Source organism: Nonomuraea sp. NPDC050394, assembly GCF_044459065.1.
In the GTDB taxonomy this organism is placed as follows: Bacteria; Actinomycetota; Actinomycetes; order Streptosporangiales; family Streptosporangiaceae; genus Nonomuraea.
In genome coordinates, this window is record NZ_JBITIO010000009.1 from 406,886 (window position 1) to 428,300 (window position 21,415).

21 protein-coding genes and 1 pseudogene are annotated in these 21,415 nt (G+C 68.9%); 10 read left to right on the plus strand and 12 right to left on the minus strand.

The features are described from left to right. Nucleotides 1-105: 105 nt before the first annotated feature. Nucleotides 106-1,950 (minus strand): dihydroxy-acid dehydratase, encoded by a 1,845-nt coding sequence (ilvD, locus tag ACIBKY_RS33240; protein WP_397102881.1) that lies wholly within the window; start codon nt 1,948-1,950, stop codon nt 106-108. An 83-nt stretch (nt 1,951-2,033) separates the two neighbouring features. On the opposite strand from ilvD, the gene ACIBKY_RS33245 reads away from it, so the two are divergent. Beyond that, nucleotides 2,034-2,828 carry a helix-turn-helix transcriptional regulator gene (locus ACIBKY_RS33245; RefSeq protein ID WP_397102883.1) on the plus strand — a complete coding sequence of 265 codons (795 nt, stop codon included), beginning with the start codon at nt 2,034-2,036 and terminating at the stop codon, nt 2,826-2,828. A gap of 331 nt (nt 2,829-3,159) precedes the next feature. On the opposite strand, the gene ACIBKY_RS33250 is transcribed toward ACIBKY_RS33245, so the two are convergent. From ACIBKY_RS33250 to ACIBKY_RS33265, 4 genes and pseudogenes are all read right to left on the minus strand, one after another. Further along, nucleotides 3,160-3,996, minus strand: coding sequence for a class I SAM-dependent methyltransferase (locus ACIBKY_RS33250; RefSeq protein ID WP_397102885.1), 837 nt, complete (start codon nt 3,994-3,996; stop codon nt 3,160-3,162). A 174-nt stretch (nt 3,997-4,170) separates the two neighbouring features. Then, a complete protein-coding gene (locus ACIBKY_RS33255) occupies nt 4,171-4,368 on the minus strand; it encodes an integrase core domain-containing protein (protein WP_397102887.1) in 198 nt (65 codons plus the stop codon). Beyond that, nucleotides 4,341-5,054: an IS3 family transposase gene (locus tag ACIBKY_RS33260; protein ID WP_397102889.1), complete on the minus strand. Its 714-nt coding sequence runs from the start codon at nt 5,052-5,054 to the stop codon at nt 4,341-4,343. The genes ACIBKY_RS33255 and ACIBKY_RS33260 overlap by 28 nt, the downstream gene beginning before the upstream one ends. Before the next feature lie 58 nt (nt 5,055-5,112). Beyond that, a pseudogene (locus tag ACIBKY_RS33265) lies at nt 5,113-5,340 on the minus strand (transposase); the annotation flags it as partial. 175 nt (nt 5,341-5,515) lie between these two features. Here ACIBKY_RS33265 and ACIBKY_RS33270 point away from each other — a divergent pair. Further along, the gene (locus tag ACIBKY_RS33270) at nt 5,516-6,100 is read left to right on the plus strand and encodes a hypothetical protein (RefSeq protein ID WP_397102891.1); all 585 of its coding nucleotides are present in this window, start codon (nt 5,516-5,518) and stop codon (nt 6,098-6,100) included. Between the two features lie 62 nt (nt 6,101-6,162). Continuing rightward, a complete protein-coding gene (locus tag ACIBKY_RS33275) occupies nt 6,163-6,327 on the plus strand; it encodes a hypothetical protein (RefSeq protein WP_397102892.1) in 165 nt (54 codons plus the stop codon). 91 nt (nt 6,328-6,418) lie between these two features. On the opposite strand, the gene ACIBKY_RS33280 is transcribed toward ACIBKY_RS33275, so the two are convergent. Continuing rightward, nucleotides 6,419-6,946, minus strand: a complete 528-nt coding sequence (locus ACIBKY_RS33280) for a Tn3 family transposase (RefSeq protein WP_397102894.1) — start codon at nt 6,944-6,946, stop codon at nt 6,419-6,421. A gap of 343 nt (nt 6,947-7,289) precedes the next feature. Between ACIBKY_RS33280 and ACIBKY_RS33285 the strand changes: the two genes are divergently transcribed. Next, nucleotides 7,290-8,108 carry a S1 family peptidase gene (locus ACIBKY_RS33285; RefSeq protein WP_397102896.1) on the plus strand — a complete coding sequence of 273 codons (819 nt, stop codon included), beginning with the start codon at nt 7,290-7,292 and terminating at the stop codon, nt 8,106-8,108. 352 nt (nt 8,109-8,460) lie between these two features. Here ACIBKY_RS33285 and ACIBKY_RS33290 read toward each other — a convergent pair whose 3' ends face one another. Then, nucleotides 8,461-9,642, minus strand: a complete 1,182-nt coding sequence (locus ACIBKY_RS33290) for a 4-hydroxybenzoate 3-monooxygenase (RefSeq protein ID WP_397102898.1) — start codon at nt 9,640-9,642, stop codon at nt 8,461-8,463. Between the two features lie 166 nt (nt 9,643-9,808). Here ACIBKY_RS33290 and ACIBKY_RS33295 point away from each other — a divergent pair, with 166 nt between their 5' ends. The 5 genes from ACIBKY_RS33295 to ACIBKY_RS33315 all read left to right on the plus strand — a co-directional run bounded on the left by ACIBKY_RS33295 (nt 9,809) and on the right by ACIBKY_RS33315 (nt 14,968). After that, the gene (locus tag ACIBKY_RS33295; protein ID WP_397102900.1) at nt 9,809-10,363 is read left to right on the plus strand and encodes a TetR/AcrR family transcriptional regulator; all 555 of its coding nucleotides are present in this window, start codon (nt 9,809-9,811) and stop codon (nt 10,361-10,363) included. 254 nt (nt 10,364-10,617) lie between these two features. Continuing rightward, a complete protein-coding gene (locus ACIBKY_RS33300; protein ID WP_397102902.1) occupies nt 10,618-10,896 on the plus strand; it encodes a hypothetical protein in 279 nt (92 codons plus the stop codon). Nucleotides 10,897-11,303: 407 nt separating this feature from the next. Beyond that, nucleotides 11,304-11,915, plus strand: coding sequence for a hypothetical protein (locus tag ACIBKY_RS33305; RefSeq protein WP_397102903.1), 612 nt, complete (start codon nt 11,304-11,306; stop codon nt 11,913-11,915). Then, nucleotides 11,902-14,091, plus strand: a complete 2,190-nt coding sequence (locus tag ACIBKY_RS33310) for a tetratricopeptide repeat protein (protein WP_397102905.1) — start codon at nt 11,902-11,904, stop codon at nt 14,089-14,091. Before ACIBKY_RS33305 ends, ACIBKY_RS33310 begins: the two co-directional genes overlap by 14 nt. Nucleotides 14,092-14,587: 496 nt before the next feature. Further along, nucleotides 14,588-14,968, plus strand: coding sequence for a hypothetical protein (locus ACIBKY_RS33315; RefSeq protein WP_397102907.1), 381 nt, complete (start codon nt 14,588-14,590; stop codon nt 14,966-14,968). 827 nt (nt 14,969-15,795) lie between these two features. Here the strand turns inward: ACIBKY_RS33315 and ACIBKY_RS33320 are convergent. Then, nucleotides 15,796-16,347 (minus strand): helix-turn-helix domain-containing protein, encoded by a 552-nt coding sequence (locus tag ACIBKY_RS33320; RefSeq protein WP_397102909.1) that lies wholly within the window; start codon nt 16,345-16,347, stop codon nt 15,796-15,798. 59 nt (nt 16,348-16,406) lie between these two features. On the opposite strand from ACIBKY_RS33320, the gene ACIBKY_RS33325 reads away from it, so the two are divergent. Next, a complete protein-coding gene (locus ACIBKY_RS33325) occupies nt 16,407-17,747 on the plus strand; it encodes an erythromycin esterase family protein (RefSeq protein WP_397102911.1) in 1,341 nt (446 codons plus the stop codon). 25 nt (nt 17,748-17,772) lie between these two features. Here the strand turns inward: ACIBKY_RS33325 and ACIBKY_RS33330 are convergent, their stop codons facing one another. The 4 genes from ACIBKY_RS33330 to ACIBKY_RS33345 form a co-directional block, all read right to left on the minus strand. Then, entirely contained in the window at nt 17,773-18,351 is a 579-nt protein-coding gene (locus ACIBKY_RS33330) for a MerR family transcriptional regulator (RefSeq protein ID WP_397102913.1), read from the minus strand. After that, nucleotides 18,348-19,121, minus strand: coding sequence for a DUF998 domain-containing protein (locus tag ACIBKY_RS33335; protein ID WP_397102964.1), 774 nt, complete (start codon nt 19,119-19,121; stop codon nt 18,348-18,350). Before ACIBKY_RS33335 ends, ACIBKY_RS33330 begins: the two co-directional genes overlap by 4 nt. Before the next feature lie 89 nt (nt 19,122-19,210). Beyond that, on the minus strand, nt 19,211-20,818 hold the full coding sequence (locus ACIBKY_RS33340) for a nitroreductase family deazaflavin-dependent oxidoreductase (RefSeq protein WP_397102915.1): 1,608 nt from the start codon (nt 20,816-20,818) through the stop codon (nt 19,211-19,213). Next, nucleotides 20,815-21,399, minus strand: a complete 585-nt coding sequence (locus tag ACIBKY_RS33345) for a TetR/AcrR family transcriptional regulator (RefSeq protein WP_397102917.1) — start codon at nt 21,397-21,399, stop codon at nt 20,815-20,817. Before ACIBKY_RS33345 ends, ACIBKY_RS33340 begins: the two co-directional genes overlap by 4 nt. Between the last annotated feature and the right edge of the window lie 16 nt (nt 21,400-21,415).

Here is a 21,415-nt window from a genome sequence, read left to right on the forward strand (position 1 = left end):
AGGCGCTCGCTGCGCTGCCGAGTACGAGCCCGAAGGCGAGCGTTCACCGCGGCCCCCGCGAGCCATCACCGGCGGACCGCCGCTGATGGAGCCGTTCCAAAACCGTCAGTCGTCGGGTAGGGCGCGCACGGCGCCCTTGTCGGCAGACAGGGCCAGAGCCGCGTTCGCGCGCAAAGCCGTCGAAGCGTGCCGCTGAGGGCGGCGTGGCCGGTAACCCGAGCCCTCTCGATCGACGCGGCGGGCAGCGAGCACCGGCTCGGAGACCTGAAGGTGGAGAGTACGGGCCGGGATGTCGACGGTGATCAGATCGCCGTCGGCGACGAGGGCAAGCAGTCCTCCGGCGGCGGCCTCGGGTGAGACGTGGCCGACGGACAAGCCGGAACTTCCGCCCGAGAAGCGGCCGTCGGTGACGACGGCCACGGAGTGGGCGAGCCCTCGGCCCGCGAGGTAGGCCGTCGGATACAGCATCTCCTGCATACCCGGACCGCCGCGCGGACCCTCGTAGCGGATGACCAGCACACTGCCCGGGCCCACCCGACCGGACAGGATCGCGTCCACCGCCTCCTCCTGGGAGTCGGCGACCACGGCTTCGCCGGTGAACACGGTCATGTCGTCGGGGACGCCGGCGGACTTGACCACCGCCCCGTCCGGCGCCAGATTGCCCCGCAGCACGGCCAGCCCGCCGTCGGCCGAGTAGGCGTGGGCGATGTCGCGGATGCAGCCCGAGGCCGCGTCCAGGTCCAGCGACTCCCAGCGGGCCGACTGAGAGAAGCCGGACGCGGAGCGGACACCCCCCGGAGCGGCGAGGAAGAGGCCGGACGCCTCCGGGGAGGGAGCGGGGGCGCGGACGTCCCAGCTGGACAACCATTCGGCGAGTGAGCCGGCGTGGACGGTCCAGACGTTCTCGCGCAGCAGCCCGGCGTGGTGCAGCTCACCCAGCAGGGCGGGGACGCCGCCGGCTCGATGGACGTCCTCCATCAGGTACGCGCTGCTCGGGGCCACCTTGCACAGGCACGGCACCTCGCGCGAACGCGCCTCGATGTCGGACAGGCCGTAGTCCAGCTCGGCTTCGTTGGCGGCGGCGAGCAGATGCAGCACGGTGTTGGTGGATCCGCCCATGGCCAGGTCCAGGGCCATCGCGTTGTCGAACGCCGCCCGGGAGGCGATCGCCCGGGGCAGCACGGTGGCGTCGTCCTTGCCGTAGTACCGCTCCGTCAGCTCCACGACCGTCCGCCCGGCCTGCTCGTACAGGGCTCTGCGGGCGGTGTGGGTCGCCAGGGTGGTGCCGTTGCCCGGCAGGGCCAGCCCAAGAGCCTCGAGAAGGCAGTTCATGGAGTTGGCCGTGAACATTCCGGCGCACGAGCCGCAGGTCGGGCAGGCCGCCTCCTCGATGGCCGCCATGTCGGCATCGGAGACGGCGGGGTTGACCGCCTCGGACATGGTGGTGACCAGGGTCAGGCCGGTACGGACCGTGCCGTCGGACAGCACCGCCCGGCCGCCCTCCATCGGGCCGCCCGAGACGAACACCGTGGGGATGTTCAGCCGCAGCGCGGCCAGCAGCATCCCCGGGGTGATCTTGTCGCAGTTGGAGACGCACACCAGCGCGTCGGCACAGTGTGCCTGGACCATGTATTCGATGGAGTCGGCGATCAGCTCTCTGGAGGGCAGCGAGTACAACATCCCCGCGTGGCCCATGGCGATGCCGTCGTCGATCGCGATGGTGTTGAACTCCCGCGCGATACCGCCCGCCGCGCCGATGGCCTCACCGATGATGCGGCCTACGGGCTGCAGATGGGTGTGACCGGGGACGAACTCGGTGAAGCTGTTGGCTACCGCGATCACCGGCTTGACGCCGATGTCACCTCCGGGCACGCCGGAGGCGCGCATCAGGGCGCGTGCCCCGGCCATGTTCCGGCCATGGGTGACGGTGCGGGATCTCAACTGTGGCATGCCCAGATCTTGGCGGCGTGCCGGCGTACAGCGAAGACGCCCCGAGTGCTAGTAGTCCTGCTACCAGTACCTATCCTTCGTACATGGGAACGACGGCGGAGCGGCGCAAGGAGCTGGGCGACTTCCTGCGTGCCAGGCGCGCCCGGCTCGACCCGACAGCGGTCGGCCTGCCCCCGGCCGGTCCCCGCCGGCGTGGCGGCCTGCGCCGCGAGGAGGTCTCCACCCTCTCCCAGGTCAGCGCCACCTGGTACACATGGCTGGAACAGGGCCGCGACATCCAGCCCTCCCGGCAGGTCCTGGACGCCCTCGCCCACACGCTGCTCCTGACCTTCGCCGAGCATGCCTATGTGCTGTCCCTGGCCGGATATGCCCCACTCACCGAGCCCGCAGAACCGGCGGCCCGCACCGCTCCCGGCCACGTGCAGCGACTGCTCGACGCGCTCGCCGGATTTCCCGCGTACGCCATCGCGCCCGACTGGACGATCGCCGGCTGGAACGCCGCGTACCTTGACCTGTATCCGAACGTGGCCACCGTCGCTCCGGAGGAACGCAACCTGTTGTGGCTGGTGTTCACCGATCCCTACATCCGTGATCTGCTGCCGGACTGGGAGGTGACAAGCCGTCGTTTCGTCGCCGAATTCCGGGCCGAGGCCGGGCCCCGGCTCGGTGACCTCGCCGGCTCCCCGGCCATCCAGCGCCTGCTGGCGACAAGTGCAGCCTTCCGTACGGCCTGGCAGGACCACCACATCGAGGGCTTCGCCTCCCGGATGCGCGTCTTCGACCACCCGATCACGGGGGTGCGGCACTTCGAGCACCACCGCCTGGCCCCTGCCGACCACCCCGACCTGCACGTGGTCATCTACACCCCAGGATGCTGACGTAACGGCGCGGCCTCGCCTTGCGATCCTCCGTGCCCGGCGCGTGGTTGCGAACTAGGCGGCGTAGGCAGGCGTGGTCCATGCCCGGGTACCGGCACCGATTCGGCCGGGGATCGACCTGACCTCCCAACAGGCCACAACAAAGCCGTGACTCAACCTCCGCCGTGGCCAGCCGATACGCGCTGCCCGCCGATGGTCAGCAAGATGTTCCTGACCTTGAGCTTTGTGTGAATTCTGATGGCGTCGGTGAACACCGTGGGTGACGTGCGGACGTCGTCCAAGCCCGTGCTCGACCTCCAGCTGGCGCCGGCGGGCACCATGCCGCGGGCGGCTACTCAGTGGCCGTTCGGGGTGATCTCGCTCGCAGCGAGTAGAGGATCGGCAGGTAGGTGTCGCCGAAGGGGAACCGGGAGCTGCCGTCGGGTCCTTGGGGCAGGATGCGACGTCCGGGGAACTCGGCCTCGGTGTGCTCGACGAGCCGGTCGACGATCAGTCCCGCTCCGGCAGCCGCTGTGACGATCTCGCCCACCGAGTGCGGGTACTGGACCACCTCCTGTGCGGTCATCGGCAGGTCTGGGTCCGCATACGTGTCCGCTACGACCTCACGCTGGGGCTCTCCTCCGCCGTAGGGCCAGTCGGCCACGAGCGGTTCGTAGGTGGCCAGGGTCTGGAAGGCGGGATGTAGGTCGACCAGCACCAGCCTTCCACCTGGCCGCAGCGCCATCGCCGCACCACGCATCCACGCGTTAAGGTCCCCGATCCAGCACAACACCCCGTAGGTGGCGATCACAAGGTCGAACCTGCCCGCCAGGCCGGACGGCAGGTTCTGCGTGTCGGCCTCGACGAAATCGGCGGTGAGTCCGGCGAGCTCAGCCAGCTCGCGTGCCCGGACGATAGCCGCCGACGAGAAATCGACACCGGTGACCCTGGCACCCATACGGGCCCAGTTGAGTGTGTCCATGCCAAAGTGGCACTGCAGATGCAGCACATCCCGGCCGCTCACATCACCGGCCAGCTCCAGCTCGATCCCGTAGAGCGTCTGCCGGCCCGCCAGGAACGAATCGACGTCGTAGAGCAGGTCGTTGGGGGTCGTGCCGTGTGCCTGGGCACGGGCATCCCAGAGGGCACGGTTCGCGGCGAGCCCGTCAGCGGGAAGGATTCCGTTCACGTCCGTAGTGTGGCAGGCCAATGGGAGCGAGCGCCGACACCAGCGCCGATCGTGCGGTGCGGGCCAGCGTGAAGTATCGGTGGGCGGTGAGCATGGCCACGATGCACGGCATCCGGGCGACGCTGCGGCATGAGGGGCCCAGCCCTTTCCGGATAGCCAGTTTGTGGGCGTAGCCTATGTGGCTACCTGGGATGAATCGTGCTCGTTAAGGACCTCCTGGGGCGGTCGGTAGCCCAGCGTCGAGTGGGGGCGCCGCTGGTTGTAGAACCCTTCGATGTAGCGGACGACGTGTCGTTTCGCCTTTGCCCGAGAGGTGAGCACGTAGCGGTTGAGCCACTCGGTCTTCAGGGCGGAGAAGAGCGACTCGGCCATCGCGTTGTCGTAGCGGATGCCGGTGTTGCCGGCCGAGCGGCGAATCTGCCAGGTGGTGCAGAGCCGGCCGAAGGCGTGGCTGGTGTGTTCGAGCCGCGGTCGGTGTGGAAGATGGCGTCGGCGGCGATCCGCCCCGTGCCGATGGCCATGCGCAGCGCGTCGGCGACCAACTCGGTGCGGTAGTGATCGGCCGTCGCCCAGCCCGGCACCGGCTTGTTGTGGCCATCGAGGATGGTGGCCAGATGCAGGAAGCCCTCCCAGGTATGGATGTAGGTGACATCGCCCACCGGCTTGATTCCGGGCCGTTCAGTGGTGAGGTCGCGCCGGATCAGGTCGGGGGTGCCGCGAAAGTCGCCCTGCTCGGTCGTGGTCGGGCGGAAGGTGCGCACCTGCACCGGCGTGAGGTTGCGCGTGCGCATGAGCGCGCGGACCAGTTCCGCCGAGCAGGACTCCCCTTGGCGGGCCAGGGCGGCGTGGATGCGCCGGTGGCCGTGGGGTTCGTGGCTGTCGGTGAAGATCTGCTCGATCAGCGCGGCCAGGTGCTCGCGCCGCTGGGTGGTGGCCGAGGCCGGCCGCCGGCGCCACTCGTGGTAGCCGGAGCGCGACACCCGCAGCCGCCTGCACATCGCCGTGATGCGATGGTTGGCCTTCTCCGGCTTGATCAGCTCGTATGTGGCGAGCGTCATCGAGTCTCGGCCGCGAAGAAGGCGGCCTTAGATTCAAAGACACCAGCTTCTCGCGCAGTTCGGCGTTCTCCCGCTCCAACTCGCGCATCCGCGCCCGTTCGGGGCCCGACAGCGGCTGCTGCGGCTCGGGATGGATGGCCTTGTGCATGTTCACCCAGCTGCCGAGTGTGGTCGGGTTCATGTCGAACTCGCGAGCCACCGAGGCCACCGTGCGCGGGCCGTCCAGCACCATGCGGACGGCTTCCTCCTTGAACTCCGGCGAGAACTGCCTACGACGCCTCGTCACGTACCTGCCTCTTCCAGACTCACTGTCAGGTTACGTTCCTGACTGTCCGGAAACTTCAGGGCACCTCAATCCGCATGGAAGATAGCTGACCCACGGCACGAGGGTCTCCTCCGGCGGCGAGCCCGCCGGACTTGGAGACCCTCGTGTTCTGTGCACCAACCCCAAGGAGAACCTCGTGCATGATGATGAGATCCTCGCTCGCAACGAAACCGTCCTGGAAAGCTTCGAGGCGTGTGAGATCACCCTCACCCTCCCCGACCACGGCACCCTGACCGCGGCGGAAGCCATCCAGCGACTCGGATATGACCCTGCGCTAGCCACGCCCGGACAACCGGAACAGCTCTACGACCTGGGCGACCTCGCCTTCTACCAGGCCGGCAACGGAGTGATCACTGTGGATCTGCACGACGCCAACGCTATGACCAGAAGCGTCATCAGCCCGCTCGGCGGACCCGGGTTCCGGCATTGGTATGTGGGCACGAGCCTCTCGGGGCCAGCCACCTTCTACTGGCGCTACGACGAGACGGAAGGCCACCTGGAAGGCCCAGAAGCCGAGGAGGAGTGGACAATTGACCTCGGCCCCATGGCGACCCACTCCGACCTCATCACCACGACCCTCGGCGAAGACGCCGAATTCACACTCGCGGCGGCGTACCTGAGCATCATCGAACGTGATAGCGGCCTCCGTTTCACCGACACGCTTCACGGCACTCCGGACCTTGTCCTACCCGAAGCCGCGATCAACTGGCCTGGTGCTTGACGCCGATCCTCACCTGGGAGCAGCGCTGGAAGGAGTAGCTTGAGTGAAGTTCTCCTGCAGCGGTGTTCCCCGCCCCTCTGTATGAGGGCGCCGACGCGCTCGACCTCGTCCGGCAGGTCGACCAAGCGAATCTGCATCAGCGACTGCTTCGGGCCGGAGCGGGGGTGGCCGGGTGGGCCAGGACGTACGGCCTGCCGTCGACGATGCTGCGGGGGCCGACGAGGTAGCCGCCGCGACCCGGACCGCGGGTGTCGACGCCGTGGCCCGCCCCGTCGCGGCCAGCGAACCCGCGGCCCGACGACGATTGCCCGGCGAGCGTCACTGACCGCGCTGGCGCGCCTGCCAGGCACGGGCGAGCTTGGACGCGTACGAGCGTGACGGCGCGCGCCAGAAGGCGGCCATCATCCGTTCCTGCGCCTGGGGGATCGAGGCCTGGGTGTAGCCGGGCAGAGTCAGGAACACCAGTCCCACACCACCGCGCTGCAGGTTACGGACACCCTTGATGTCGCGCCGGTAGGGCTCCTCGACGGCGTAGGTGAGGATGTGCGGCGTCTTGAAGATCCGCCCGTAGTGCGCGATCGCCTCATCGAGCGGGGTGGGGTTGCCGTCGCGCTGGATCATGCGCATCAGGTCGTGGGCGCGGATCTCGCCGCTGTAGATCGATACCACGACCCGCAGGATGTCGCCCCAGTGCCGTCTGATCTTGTCCAGGTCGATCCTCCCGCGTGCGAAGCGGGACAGGCTTCCGTAGTCGGCGTCCTGGATGCGCCAGCCCTTCTGATCGGGGATGTCGGCCAGCGCGGGCCGGTACTGCGCACCCAGCAGATGGACCAGGCCGAAGACCACGTCCGGGGTTGAGGAACTTGCGGACAGCCGTTGGCGGTACCCATGAGTAACTTAGCTGGAGGCCTCAGCGAGGTCATGCGGTCCGGGGACCAATTCGCCGGGGGTGGTGACGCGAGGGAACGAGCCGTTGGTCAGTGCCTGGCACTTAGGGGGTGAGCTGGATGCGCTGCGGTAGGTGCATCCGCGCTCGGCGGGAACGCTGCGGCCGCGACGCCGTTGAGCGCATCCGCCCTGGTCGGGTGGGGTTATCCCTACCGTGTGATGGCCTGCCGGCATGATCGCCCCGATAAAGCCAGACATATAGCTTCATAACACCACAAACAACCGATGAAGGGCTTCACTCGTGTCTGGCACCACCTCGTTCCGCCGTATCGTCTCCCGCTCCGCCGTCGTCGCGCTGGCCGGCGTGGCCTGCCTCGCGGTCACCGCCGGGAGCGCCGGAGCGATCATCAACGGCTCCAAGCCCACCGAGTCCTACCCCTTCATGGCGACCATCCCGGTCACGGCCCCTCTCGCGGGTCTGACGGACGGCAACTGCGGCGCGGCCCTGATCAACCCGCAGTGGGTCGTGACCGCGGCGCACTGCCTCGACATGGAGATCGGCTCGATCCCGAAGGGGACTGTGCGCATCGGCAGCGACCAGCGGAAGTCCGGCGGAACCGTCCGCACGATCGCGCAGGCGTTCCTGCACCCGGACTACGCCCAGAACTCGCCGAACAAGAACGACATCGCGCTGGTCCGCCTGGACCGCCCGGTGGGCATCAAGCCCATCAAGATCGCCGACCAGGCGGGCAAGCCCGGCACGCCGACCCGGATCCTCGGCTTTGGCGTCACGAAGTCCAGCGCCAACCCGGCTGACTGGAAGATGGCCAAGAAACTGCGCCAGCTCGACACCCGCCGCGGCGCGGTCTCCGAGTGCAGCGCCGGCTTCGCCGATGACACCCGCCTGTGCACGATCAGCCAGAAGCCCAGGGCCATGGCCTGCAACGGCGACTCCGGCGGCCCCCAGATCCAGCGCGGCCGCGGCGGCCGCTGGGAACTCATCGGCGTCACCTCTGGCCCCGGCGCCAAGAGCCCCTCCTGCGAGCAGGGTCCCGGCCTCTACACCAACGTGCCCGCCTACGGCGAATGGATCAACAAGACCATCCGCGCGAACAGCTGAGCCGCGGCCCGGCAGGCCAGGTGAAGGACCGTGCCTGCCCACGGGTGGCAGGTACCGATGAGCCGAACGCATCCAGGTCATCACCCCCACCCGGCGAACGGGGGCATGAGACTGGCAGAGACCGTTGATCGAGTGATCTGTATTCACCTGTGCGGGAAGATCGGTGGTCACTTTGATTGGTCACCGGCGGCGTAGCGGCTCCAGGGGCTTCCGACTGCCGCAGCCTGGCGTGTCGTGGCTTGGGGGGTGTGGCCGAGCATCTCGGCAACGACCGGGGCTGGAGCTTGCAGTACGGGCTGGCGCAGCCCGGCCTCCCTGTGGCGGGGGCCGACATCAGCGGGAGAGCGTGGTCTCAGTTCAGGCCGGTGAGGAACTCGCCGAAGAGCCGGTTGGCGGTCTGCGAGTCGTACAGGCGCTCGAACTCGGCGCGGGCCAGTCGGCGTCGGAACTCGCCGTGGTAGGAGATGTCTCCCGCGTCGTGCATGAGGTCGGTGAACCACGCGGCGAAGGCCTGGTAGTTCCACACGTGCTTCAGGCACGTCGAGGAATACGCCTCCAGCAGGCCTGCGTCCTGCTCCTTGACGTGCTTCAGGACGGCCGCGGCGAACACGCCGGCGTCGTGAAGGGCCAGGTTCATGCCCTTCGCGCTCATGGGCGGCACGATGTGCGCGGCGTCTCCGAGCAGGTACAGGCGGCCGTGGCTCATCGGTTCGTAGACCACGCTGCGCAGCGGCACCAGCGTCTTGCTGGAGATCGGTCCCTTCACGGCGACCGGTTCGCCGAAACGCGTCTCGATCTCCTCCCAGATCCGGTCGTCCGTCCACTCCTCAGCGGAGGTGTCCAGCGGGCACTGCAGGTAGAAGCGGCTTGCCTGCGGGCCGCGGGCGAATTGCCCGGCGAAGCCCCGGTCGTGGATGGCCATCATGGACTGGTGGTTGGCGGGGGCCTCGGCCAGCACGGTCAGCCAGGCGTAGCCGTATTCGTGGGAGAGGTGGGTGAGCTCGCCGTCGGGGATGCTCGTACGGCTGACGCCGTGGTCCCCGTCGCAGCCGGCGATGAAGTCGCAGCTGATGGTGCGGGTGGCACCCGCGCTGTCGCGGTAGCGGACCCGCGGACGGGAGCCGGTGATGTCCTCCAGTGTCAGGTCCTCGGCTTCGAAGCGGAGGTCGCCGCCGTCGCTGACGAAGACGTCGATGAGGTTGTGCACGAGCACCTGCTGGGGGCAGAAGCGTCCGTCGCCGTGGTCGTCGGTCACGTACCTGAAGGGCCGTGTCTGTCCGTCGATGCGGAAGTTCAGCACCGGCTCGAAGGGGACGCCGCCCAGGACCCGGTCCGCCAGGCCCCACTCGCGGAACATGCGCACCGCGCTGGAGTCGATGGCCCCCGCGCGCTGGCGCTGCTCGACGTACTCGCGGCTGCGCCGCTCCAGGATGACGCAGTCGATCCCGCTACGCAGGAGGAAGTTGCCGAGGGCCAGGCCGGCGACACCCGAGCCCACGATCACGACAGTGGTGTTCTCGTCCATTACGGACATGGATGGTGCTCCTCAGTGTTTTGGTGACGTTGTGTCGCGCCGGAGCCCGAGAGGTGCGGGAATCCGGGGGCGTATTTGGCGCACCAGGCGCGACGACATACGCTTAAGCGAAGTCTTCACTACGCATCATACGTAGTGTCCACTACGTTTGCAAAAGGGGTACGGCATGCGCCGCGATGGAGCCGTCAACAGGGAGAAGGTCCTGCTGGCCGCCGAGCGGGTGTTCGCGGAGAAGGGGGCGGCCGCCTCCACCGACGAGGTCGCCCAGCGGGCCGGGGTCAGCATCGCCACCGTCTTCAGGAACTTCGCCACCAAGCAGGACCTGATCGAGGCCACCGCGTGCCGCTACCTGGAAAAGCTGACCGCCGAGGCGCTGCGGCCCGCCCACGGCCAGGACCCCGGCAAAGCCCTCGCCGCACTGATGAGGACCCTCGCGGCTGCCGGGCCGGTGAAAATGACCCTGATGGACCTGCTGCCTCCCCATGACGACGACGGAGAGGGCCTGTCCCGGCCGGTCGTCGAGGCGGCTGACGCCTTCCGGGCGGCCCTCGACGGCGCGCTCCGCCGTGCGCAGGCCGCGGGCGCCGCCCGCCCCGACGTCACCGGGGACGACATCTCTCTTCTCCTGCGCGCCCTCGCCTACGCTACGGACCTCAGTGAAGGCGAAGCCCTTGACCGGGCGGTGGGCATCGTCCTTGACGGCCTCGGCATACCGCGCTGACTGAGATCCTCCTCAGGGGCGCGCGGGGGTTGGCGGGCGACGACGGCGACACCGGCCAGGGCAATCGCGGCGCCGACCAGTAGGCCAGGTGGATATCACCGAGCGCGGTGCCCGCCGCGGACGGGACCAGGACAGCGATCCCGGCGCCGGAGCCAGTCCGGACTGCGGGGTTGCGGACACCCTTGATGTCACGCCGGTAGGGCTCCTCGACGGCGTAGGTATCAGTTACGTGGAATCAGATCGGAGAGGCAGTCATGCTGGTGCACTCCGGCACCCAGCCTCGCTCGCCGTACTGGCGGATCACGCCGACGCTCACCACAAGGCGACGGCCCCTTGTGGTCGTGGCGGGCGGGGTCAAGGAACTGGCCGTGCGGATCGGCGGCCAGGGCCGGCCGTGGAACTGGGAATGGGACGCCCACCAGTGGGAGGGCCGAGGCTCCCTGCGCCAAGCCCTCGGCCTGCTGACCGCCGCCGTCCGCACCCGCGCCGGCGACCTGGCCTGGGGCGGCCACCTACGGGATCCTGTCCTCTGAGATCCGCACCTGGGCACCGCTGGTCCCCACCCTCGTGGCGGTGCTCAACGACATCTGGGCACGCCAAGGCTGGGGGCTCGGCCATCATCGCGCTCACCGTCATCCCGGTCATCTACGTCGGCATCGCCGCCCTCCGCCGGCACCTGGGCATCACCGTCAAGCGCAAGCCCCGCCACCGCGGCGATACGGACGACTCCGGCCAGACACCTCTGGCTGAATGATCACAGCAGGGCACACCGCCCAGGCACCGGCGTGCCCGGACCAGAACGGCCGGCATCCGCGGGAAGGCCGCGGTCGGGTTCACCGGATCGTCCCGCGCAGATGCCCGTTTCGCGGTGTGAGGATGACGGGTAACGCCTTCGCTACTTTCGCTCCCCGCGCTGCGGGTTCGGGTGCACTGTGGAGGCATGTCGAAGACGACTCCCGAGGCCGGGCATGCGCCGGGTTCACGGCGGTGGCGCATGGTGGCGGTCATCGCTGGAGTGCTGCTGGTGGCCTCGCTGGTAGCAGGGCTGGTGTGGTTCTTCGCCGACCCGCTGAACCTGCCCCCGGCCGTGCTGGAATCCCTGGATCAGCGGGCCAGCGTGATCAGCATGTTCACCGGCATGATCATCGGCGGGGCCGGCCTGGTGGTCGCCGCGCTGGCGTTGCGCGGGCAGCGGCGAGCCGAGCCGGTCCCGCCCACGGCCGAGCAGGAGATGCCGGCGCGGGTGTCGGCCTCGGGGGAGCGGTCGGTCGCCATCGGCGGCGACAACTCCGGCATCATCACCACCGACGCCAATTCTGGCATCATCGCCACCGGCGACAACGCGCGGAACGTGCAGTTGCGGGCGCAGGTCTCCGGGCCTGGCCGGGCGTACCAGGCCGGCGGCGAGCAGACCGTCCATGAAGGCGACGACCACCGGCGCAGCTACGGCGGCGATCACGTCGAGTTCCACCACAACGCCTTCAACGACAAGGTCGTCGGCAAGCAGGTAAACACCCCGCCGCCTAGCCGGGACGGCGATGAGCAGCCCTGAAGACAGTCCCTCGACGGACGGCCAGACAGCGGACGCAGCCGGGGTGGGCGGGCCAAAGGTAGGCGGGCCCGTCGGGGGCGACCACGTCGACTTCCACGACAACGTCTTCCACGGCAAGGTCGTGGGCGCCGAGCACCACCACCACTATCCGCCCAAGCCTGCGCCGGGTCAGATCGTCGAGGGCGACATCCCGCAATGTCCGCCCGGCTTCCAGCCCCGCACGCACCTGCTGCAGCAGGTAGCCGGCGTGCTCGGCGACCAGGCCACGGGCCACACCGACACGGAGGTTGGCACCGGTGGTGGGGCGGCGGTGATCTGCGCTGTCGGCGGCACGCCGGGGGTGGGCAAGACGATGCTGGCCGCCTCCTACGCCTGGGCCTGCCAAGCCGAACGCTGGCCGGTGGTCGCCTGGATCCCCGCCGAAGCGGCCGAGCAGATCCACACCGGGCTGGCCGGCCTGGCCGAGCGGCTCGGCGAGCGTCACGCCGATGACGACGCCGTCACCGCCGCCGCGCGGGCCAAGGCGTGGCTGGCCGCCACCGACCGGCCGGCGCTGGTGGTCTTCGACAACGCCTCCGAGGTGGAGACGGTACGGCGCTGGTGCCCGGCCACCGGCGCCGCCCGGGTGCTCGTCACCACCCGCAACCGCGCCTTCCTGCGCCTGTTCGAACCGGTCGAGGTCGAGGTGTTCACCCCCGATCAAGCTGCCGCCTTCCTGCATCGCCGTACCGGTGTGGACGACGCGGACGGGGCCGCGGAGTTGGCCGTGGAGCTGGGGTATCTGCCGCTGGCTCTGAACCAGGCTGCTGCGATGATCGCCCGGTTGCGGTTGTCCTACCCGGACTATCTGGCGCTGCTGCGCGAGGTGTCCGTCATCGAGTACCTGCCCGCCCAGCGCGGCGACCCCTACCCTCGGGGTACGGCTGAGGCGATCTTGCTGTCGGTCACCCAGGCCGAGGCCACCCTGCCATCCGCCGCCGAGTTGCTGCCGCTGCTGGCGATGCTGTCCCCGGCCGGCGTTCCGCTGGCGGTGCTGCACGCCGGCAGCGGCGACGGCGCCGAGCGGATGCGTCTGCAACAGGCGCTCGCCGACCTGGCCGACACCTCGCTGATCACCTTCAGCGAGGACGGCACCGCCGTGGTGATGCACCGCCTGGTGCAACGCGTGCTGCGCGAGCGCGCCGCCCACGAAGGAAAGCTGAACGCTGTCCTCGACAGAGCCACCGACCTGTTCCACAGCTTCAATAACACACTCCCCAAAGGCGCAAGGACGTGGACAGCGCGAGCCGCTGTCGAGGTGCTGATCGAACAGAGCAGCGAACTCCACCGACACGCCCACACCCACGACATGGTGACCGCCGGCCTGCTGACCCTTCGCGGCTGGTGCGGCAGCTACCTGCGGGAACTGGCCGATCTCACCCGGGCCATCCCCCTGCTGGAGGCCACTCTCACCGACTCCGAGCGAGTGCTCGGCGCCGACCACCCCGACACCCTGACCGCCCGCAACAACCTCGCCGGCGCGCACTACACGGCGGGGGACCTGCGCCGGGCCATCCCCCTGTTCGAGGCCACTCTCACCGACTCCGAGCGAGTGCTAGGCGCCGACCACCCCTACACCCTGACCGCCCGCAACAACCTCGCCGGCGCGCACTACACGGCGGGGGACCTGCGCCGGGCCATCCCCCTGCTGGAGGCCGCCCTCACCGACTCCGAGCGAGTGCTCGGCGCCGACCACCCCTACACCCTGACCGCCCGCAACAACCTCGCCCACGCCTACCAGGAGGCGGGGGACCTGGGCCGGGCCACCCCCCTGCTGAAGGCCACCCTCACCGATCGGGAACGGGTCCTCGGCCCCGACCACCCCCACACCTTGACCACCCGCAACAACCTCGCCCACGCCCACCGGGCAGCGGGGGACCTGGGCCGGGCCATCCCCCTGCTGGAGGCCACCCTCACCGACTCCGAGCGAGTGCTCGGCCCCGATCACCCCGACACCCTGGCATCCCGCAACAGCCTCGCCAGCGCCTACCAGGAGGCGGGGGACCTGGGCCGGGCCATCCCCCTGCTGGAGATCACTCTCACCGACTCCGAGCGAGTCCTCGGCCCCGACCACCCGACGACTCGCGTGGTCCGCAGCAATCTGGCGAAGGCCGTCGCACGGGACAGGGGTCGCTGATCGAGCAGGGCAGGCCAGGGCCTTCATTTAACGATGACGGTCTCAAAGGGTCAGCGCATCACCGCTGGTCAGAAGGCCAGAATAGACACCTCCGTCGGTACCCTCTACAACCACATTCCCGGCCTCAAGAACTCCGCGCAACACCGCAAGGATCTACCACCTGAAGCGTCCGGCGGCCCCCGCTCACCCATCACGCAGGCGTACATCTTCGGCCACGTTGGCCAGGGCGATATCCCGGTTGTAGCCATCACCAAGGCCTCGAAAATGGCGGCGGCCTGCTCGCAGGTGGCGATCGCCTCCTCAAAGCGCCGCACGCGTCCAGCGTGGGGACGGTGCGTCCTCGCATGCGCGGGGCCGACCCGACCTTCAGCACCCGCGCGAGGTCCGGTCGGTAGGTGGCCAACAGGTCCCATCCAACCGTGCCGACCGTACGAATCAGTGTCAGGCCGGCCGTATGGGCGGTAGACCCGAGGAGGATCTATGGAAGGACAGCTAAATGAAGAGTGAGCTCACCAGTCGCGTCCCGGGTGTCGCGGTAGGCAGGGTGCGGCGGTGGTCCCGGATCGCACCGGCAACGTTGCTGGGGCTGTTCGCTATGGCTGGGCTGCTGTTCGGTGCCACGCCGGCGCACGCTGCGCAAGCCACGACCGCCGATGCCGCGACTGCCCAGGTGCCGCGACAGTCGTCGAACGAATCCCACCGAACCCCCAGAGGCCCGACGGGTTTTCAGTACTTCACCACCGGCCCCGGCCAGCAATGCCTTGACCTCGGCAACGCTGGCGTGGCGAACGGCATGTGGCTTTTCTTCTCCTGCGAGACCTTTACGGAGAATGGGGCGACGAGCCCCGGATCGTACGCCCTCTGGGTCGCCTACTGAGCCTGTGGGTGCCGAGTATTCATCCACCTACTCTTACCTAGAAGTGCTCAAGAAATGATCATTCTCGTCTGAGCATTCACTCAACCAGATTTTGAGCGAATGCTCAGTATCTACGTGTGAGGCGTCGCGTTGTTGGAGCTCATGCGCCGTTGGTGCCTTTTGGCGCGGTACAGGCGCCGTAAGCTCGTGGGACCACAGCTGGCGGCGTCGTCCCGGGAGACCGCCCACCGCTGCTGCGGTCAAGGCTCTGGTGCTGCGCATGGCCGCCGACAATCCCACTCGGGGTCACCGGCGGATCCACGGCGAACTGAGCCGCCTCGGTCACAAGATCGCCGCTTCGACCGTGTGGAACATCCTTAACCAGGCCGGCATCGCACCGCAGCGGACCAACGTGGAAGCAATTCCCGACAGCACAGGCCGAACACCTCGTCGCCGTCGACTTCCTGCACGTCGACACCATCAACCTCAAACGCATCTACGCCCTGGTCCTGCTCGAGCATCGCAGCCGTCGTACCCACTGAACCGCGGCCTCCGACAGTTGAGCCCATCCCAAGCTGAAACCGAACCCCCATCGCCAGCCGATCTGGCAAGCCATTGGGTCCGCTGCAGGCCCATACTCGGCGGTCTCCTCAATGAGTACCAGATCGCCAGCTGACGCAACCAAGAATCCGCAGGTCAGACATCGAATCCTATTTGTGAGCACCACACGCGCTGAGCCCGGAGATGTTCTTGCGGCTCGAGCAGGCCGGCGATGTGGGAAGCGCAACCGCGGTCGCGCACCGGGGCTGGCCTCCAGGCACGAACGGCCGCCGGTTCGATCGTCTGAGTCACGAGCCCCCATCGTCCTGGTTGCGCTGTTCCGTCGGAAAGAAGATCGCGCTGATCACATGCGGCCGGCGGCTCGGTGTGGGCCCGTTGCCCGCCCGGGCTCTGAACACCTTCAGCAACTCACCCGCGACCTCCTCCATCTCCTGCGGGCTGAGCCACAACGTGCCCTGCCGATACCCCACCCGATCCGCGGCCGGGTCGGCTCCCGGCCGATCGAGATAGGCGTTGAACTCGGCGAGCAGCGCCGCCATGGCCACCGCGAACCCGTGACGGTGGTCCTCGTTCGACATGGCCTGAGCGGTGTCGAGGTCGATCTGAAGGGCGTCGTGCCGGAGGCGGTAGTGGCGCTCGATCATCCCTCGCACTCGCTGCTCGCCGACGACTTCCAGCAGTCCGGCGTCGGCGAGCAGGCCGACGTGCCGGTACAGGGTGGTCTTGGGCACGTCGGGCAGGCTCTCGCACAGGTCGGACGTGGTCCGGGTGCGCCCACCCGACAGTGCCCACATGATGCGCAGCCGTACCGGGTGCAAGATCAGCTCAAGTGTGTCCACAAGCCAATTATCCCGCAGATGGTACTATTCCCAAATTTGGTACTATTTGGAGGGTGTCGATGACCACGCACACGACCACACCGCCGGCCCGGCTCAGCGACGCGGCCGTGATCCCCCTGCGCACGCTCGATCCGGCCGCCGGACTGGATGACCTGGCATGGCTGGACGAGGCGATCGGGGGCGCGCGGGTGGTGGCGATCGGCGAGAGCGCACACTACAACCGCGAGTCCTACGAACTGCGCCACCGCCTGCTGCGCTACCTGACCGAGCGGCACGGTTTCAGCGCGTACGCGATGGAGACCGGTTTCACGGAGGGATGGCATGCTGACGCCTGGATCGGCGGCAGCGTCGGCGACGATCGGCTCGGCGAGGTCATGGCGGGCGGGCTGACCTCGCTGATGGGCCTGTGGCGACAGATGGGCGCCCACCTGGAGTGGATGCGCGGGTACAACGCCTCCGCCGAGCACCCCGTCGGCTTCTACGGCATCGACCTCGGGGGCCAGAACGCCTCCCTGACCCCCGCCTTGGACGCCGCGCTCACCTATCTCACGCAGGCCGATCCCGGCTTCGCGCCCGACCCGGCCATCCGGGAGACGGCCGCGGTCTTCTCGGCGACGTCTCCGTTCGTCGCGTCCGCGACCATGGCCGCCTACGCGCGGCTTCCGGTTGAGACCAAGAACGCGCTGACGGCAGGCCTCGCCGGCCTCGCCGCGCGCATGAAGGGCCGGCGACTGGAGTACGTCAGACGCACCACCGCCGACGCCTACGAGCGCGCGCTGCGCTCCATGCGGCACGCACTCACCCTGGACTCCGTTATCCGCGGCATGACCGGCGGGGACCATGAGAGCGTGCTCTACAACCGCGACGCCGAGATCGCCGACACGGTCGAAGAGATTCTGCGCAGGCACGACCGGATCGTCCTGGCCGCCCACAACGCCCACATCCAGCGCGGGCCCGCCGTACTCCCAGGCATGAACCCCGTGACCCCGATGGGCCTGCACCTGGCGGACCGGCTCGGCGAGGACTACCTGGTCATAGGCATCACATCGGGAACCGGCCACATGCTCAACTCCGACGCCGGCGCGTTCATGGCCGGCACCCTCTTCGAGCCGATGCCCGCCCCGGAGCCGGGCAGCCTCGACGCCCTCATGCACGCCAGCCACGACGGTCCCTTCGCCACCGACCTACGGCGGCTGTCGCCCGCCGACGCCGACGCCGTCCGGACCGCGACCGTGCAACGCGGTGGTGTCGGCGCCTTCTACGCGCCGGTGAACGCGCTGGACGCCTACGACATCGCCATCCACCTGCCACACGTCACCGGCGCCGACCCCGACGAGACCGCACTGGCCTGCTCACCTCTAGAGGTACGGGAGGCGTTCTCCCACTACAAACCCCAATAGGACTTCCGAACACGAAGATCAACCGTCACCCATCAGCCGAGCCATCCCCGAAACCATGATCACAGGCGAGCTGCGCCGGAACGGGAACGTACGCTAACGACTGCACACCGGCCCCGTGCGGGCGCGCCTTCAGGCATGCGTATCCTGCCGTGATTCCACGCTTGGCGGCGATCCAGGCGGCGGCCGCCTTCGGCGCGGCCGTCTCCAGGGAGATCCAGCCATCGCGTTCCATCTGCCTTGCTCGCTCGCTGATGCCGAGTTCCCGTAGCCGCTGCAGGTAGCCGGCGACCTGTGCGGAGACGAACGGCCGATCCCCGCCGGCGCCCAGTTGGGCCAGGCGCTCCCGGGCGCACAGCAGTTGGCTGACGCGTTCGGTCAACGCCTGGTCGGTGCCGGCGGCGAGGAGTTCCTTGATACGTGCCAAGGGGACGCCGGCCTGGGCGAGTGTCTTGATCTTGACCAGGTCGATGGCGTGTTGTGCGGTGTAGCGCCGGTAACCCGAGGCGTCGCGTTCGGGTTCTGTGAGCAGGCCGCGCTGGTGGTAGTGCCGTACGGCCTTGACCGTCACGCCCGCGTAGGCCGCGAGCTGCCCGGTGGTGATCACGTCCGGGGTTCCCTCCTCGACGTGGGCGGCGTGATCAGCGTATGGACGGCCAGCGCGGTGAGCCAGACAAGAGCGAGGGTGATGCCGATGCGCTGCTGCAGCCCGAACAGCCCGGCACCGCCGAACACGGTGGGCCCGGCAAGGAACAGCACGAACACCGCGGCGCAGCTCAGCGCCGAGTAGAGCATCCAAGCGCGTTGAGTCAGCTTGGCGAAGGTCCATGCGAAGCCGGCGGCGGCGAGGGGCACGCCGAAGATGAACAAGGCCGCGAAGAGGTTGTGCAGGGTCCCGCTCGTGGTGGGTTCGAGCGGCAGGGGCGGGCTCCCAGGCGGGAAGCCGTTGGCGGGGTCGGTCGCGAAGGCGCCGGCGCCAACCAGACCGACCCCGCTCAGCGCGATCAGCAGCGGCCCCCACAACGCCTTCACGCTACGGCGTAGGCCGATCGAGAAGCCGACGATGAGCAGGCCGCAGACGAGGAAGCTGGCCGTCTGCAGCCAACCGACCTCGCCGAGCACGAGCATGCTGATGTGATGCCTGAGAGGGTCGTATCGCCCGGTCAGCGCACCCCCGGCCAGCCAGGCGACGGTGAAGAACGGACCGGCGAGCGCGCCCCCGACGAGCAGGCTCTTTGACGTTTTCATGGTGATCCTCCGGGTGCGGTTCACCACATGCTGCAGGCCTGCCCTTGGGGCAGGGTCAAGCGGCGCCGGTATCGAAGGCACCAGCCCACCCTGTGTCACGGCGAGCAGTCCGTGAGCCTTCACGACCATCACTCGACAGACGCCAGGCGGTTACGGCGGGGCGGGCAACCACGGCTTCGCCGTAAAGACTGCTTATGGGCGGGACTGAGCGAGCCGCGTCAACGTCGCCCACTGAAGCGCACGAACGGGATCCGCAGCCCGACCTGCCGGAAGTCCAGCACATCGTCGAACCCCATCAGGTCACACAGCCGCCGCGCCGCCCTCGGGTGGCGCGCGGCGTAGGTCGCCATGATGTCCGCGCCCTCTTCCGCCGGCAGGGGTACGGCGACGGCCGGGCGGGCATGCGCCCCGATCTGGATCGTGACCTCAGGCGTCTTCAGGACGTTCTGGTACCAGTCGGCGCGCTTGCCGAACCCCGACGCCGCGACCACGCTCCGGCCGTCCCGGGCCACGACCTCGATCACGGCCTGGCGAGGCTCGCCAGAGCTCCGGCCCGTGTGCGTCAGCAACATCACCCGGCGCGGCATCATCCACCCGAACCCCGCCCGGTAGAGCGCGATCGGCAGCCGCCACATCGTCCGCCGCCACCCGCGCGGCGGCTGCGCGGGCACGGGCAGGATCGTGCCAGCCCCCAGCTGCAACCGCAACACCGGCGCGAACGCCTCTCTGGTGATCACCCGCGTGACCGCGGTCTGCGCCACCAGCCCCGCCCGGGTGGCCGGGATCAGCGTCTTGGTGAACACCAGCGCGTTGCGTTGCCGTCTGGCCACCTCCGGGCGCATCCTCCGCTCGTAGCGGGCGAAGGCCCGCTCCAGGTCGCGCTCGTCGCGCAACGCCTCGGCCAGCAGGTACGCCCCGCCCATGGCCATCGAGACGCCCTGCTCGGAGACCATGGTCATCGATCCGCAGGCATCGCCCACCAGCGCCACCCTGCCGCGGTGCCAGGAGGGCATGACGATCTGCGTCATCGTGTCCATGAAGATCTCCTCGCTGGCCGGCGCGTCCTCCAGCAAAGCCGGGGTGATCCACCCCATCCCGTCGAAGGTGCTCCTGAGCAGATCCAGCCGCTTCTCCCTGGGTACGGCGGAGCCGTCGGAACTGCGGAAGATGAACAGCGCCACCGCCTCGCCCTGCCGATCGGTCGGATGGACCACGATCTGCCGCCCAGGCTCGGTGTAGTGCGCCCTGATCGGCCCCAGGTGATAGCGGTCGGGTACGGAGTACGAGGCCAGCTTGTAGCCCAGCTGGCGGGCGAAGCGCTCCTCGGCCCCGAAGACCAGCTCCCTGGTGACCGAATGGATGCCATCGGCGCCGATCAGCAGGTCGAAGCGCTCCTGGCCACCGGAGGTCGGCTCCACCTCGACAAACGTTCTGCCGAGCCGTACCCCCGCGATGCTTTCCTCGAAACGGATCTCCACGTCGTCCTGGAGCGCCTCCAGCAGCGCCCCTTCGAGCGTACTGTGCATGAGCGCCATGTACGGCCCCTTCACCACCCGCTCCAGCAACGGCCCGGACAGCCGCCTGCGCTCCTTGCCCGAGGCGTCCACCATGCCGATCGCGTCGATCGGCAGCCGCTCCCGCGCCAGCCGGTCGGCGATCCCCATCCGCGAGGCCACGTCATAACCGGTGCCGAAGAAGCTGATCTCGTACGCGCCCAGCCGCCCGCGCGGCGAGCGCTCCACGACGACCGGCTCGATACCGCCTCGCCGCAACCAGTAGGCGAGCGTGAGGCCCGCGACCCCGCCGCCGCAGATGAGAACCCTCATGACAACAACCCCTCCACCGCGCTTACGGCCTGGCCCACCTGAAGTTCGGGATCGAGCAGGTAATGCAGCATCAGCCCGTCGACGGCCGCGGTGATGAGTAGCGCCACCCCGTCGCGCCGCCCGTCCGCCCACTCGGGATGCGCCCCGGCGAGCCAGCCGGAGATCTGTCCCCTGGCCTCCCGCAGTTGCTCACGCAGCACCTGCCCGAGCGCCGGATCCCGGGCCGCCCCCGCGATCACCTCGACCGCCAGCCGCGTGGCCCGATCGTCTCCCGTGGTCTCCCCCAGGAGCCGCCTGATCATGCCCAGCGCCGCCCGCTCATCCTCCGCGCCGAGCAGCTCGCTCACCAGGGGCTGGATGACAAGCTCCCCGGCCGCACGGGCGATCGCTGCGTGCAGACCGGGGAGGCCGCCGAAGTGGTAGTGGATCAGTCCGGGGTTGGTGCCGGCGCGCTCGGCGACGCCACGGGTGGTGACGGCGGGCCAGCCGTCCTCGCATAGCAAGGCGATGCCCGCCGCCACCAGTTCCTCCCGCCGCCGATCACCCCGACGCGAAGTTGGCCGCTCGACCAAGTTATTCATACGGCCAAGTTAGCAC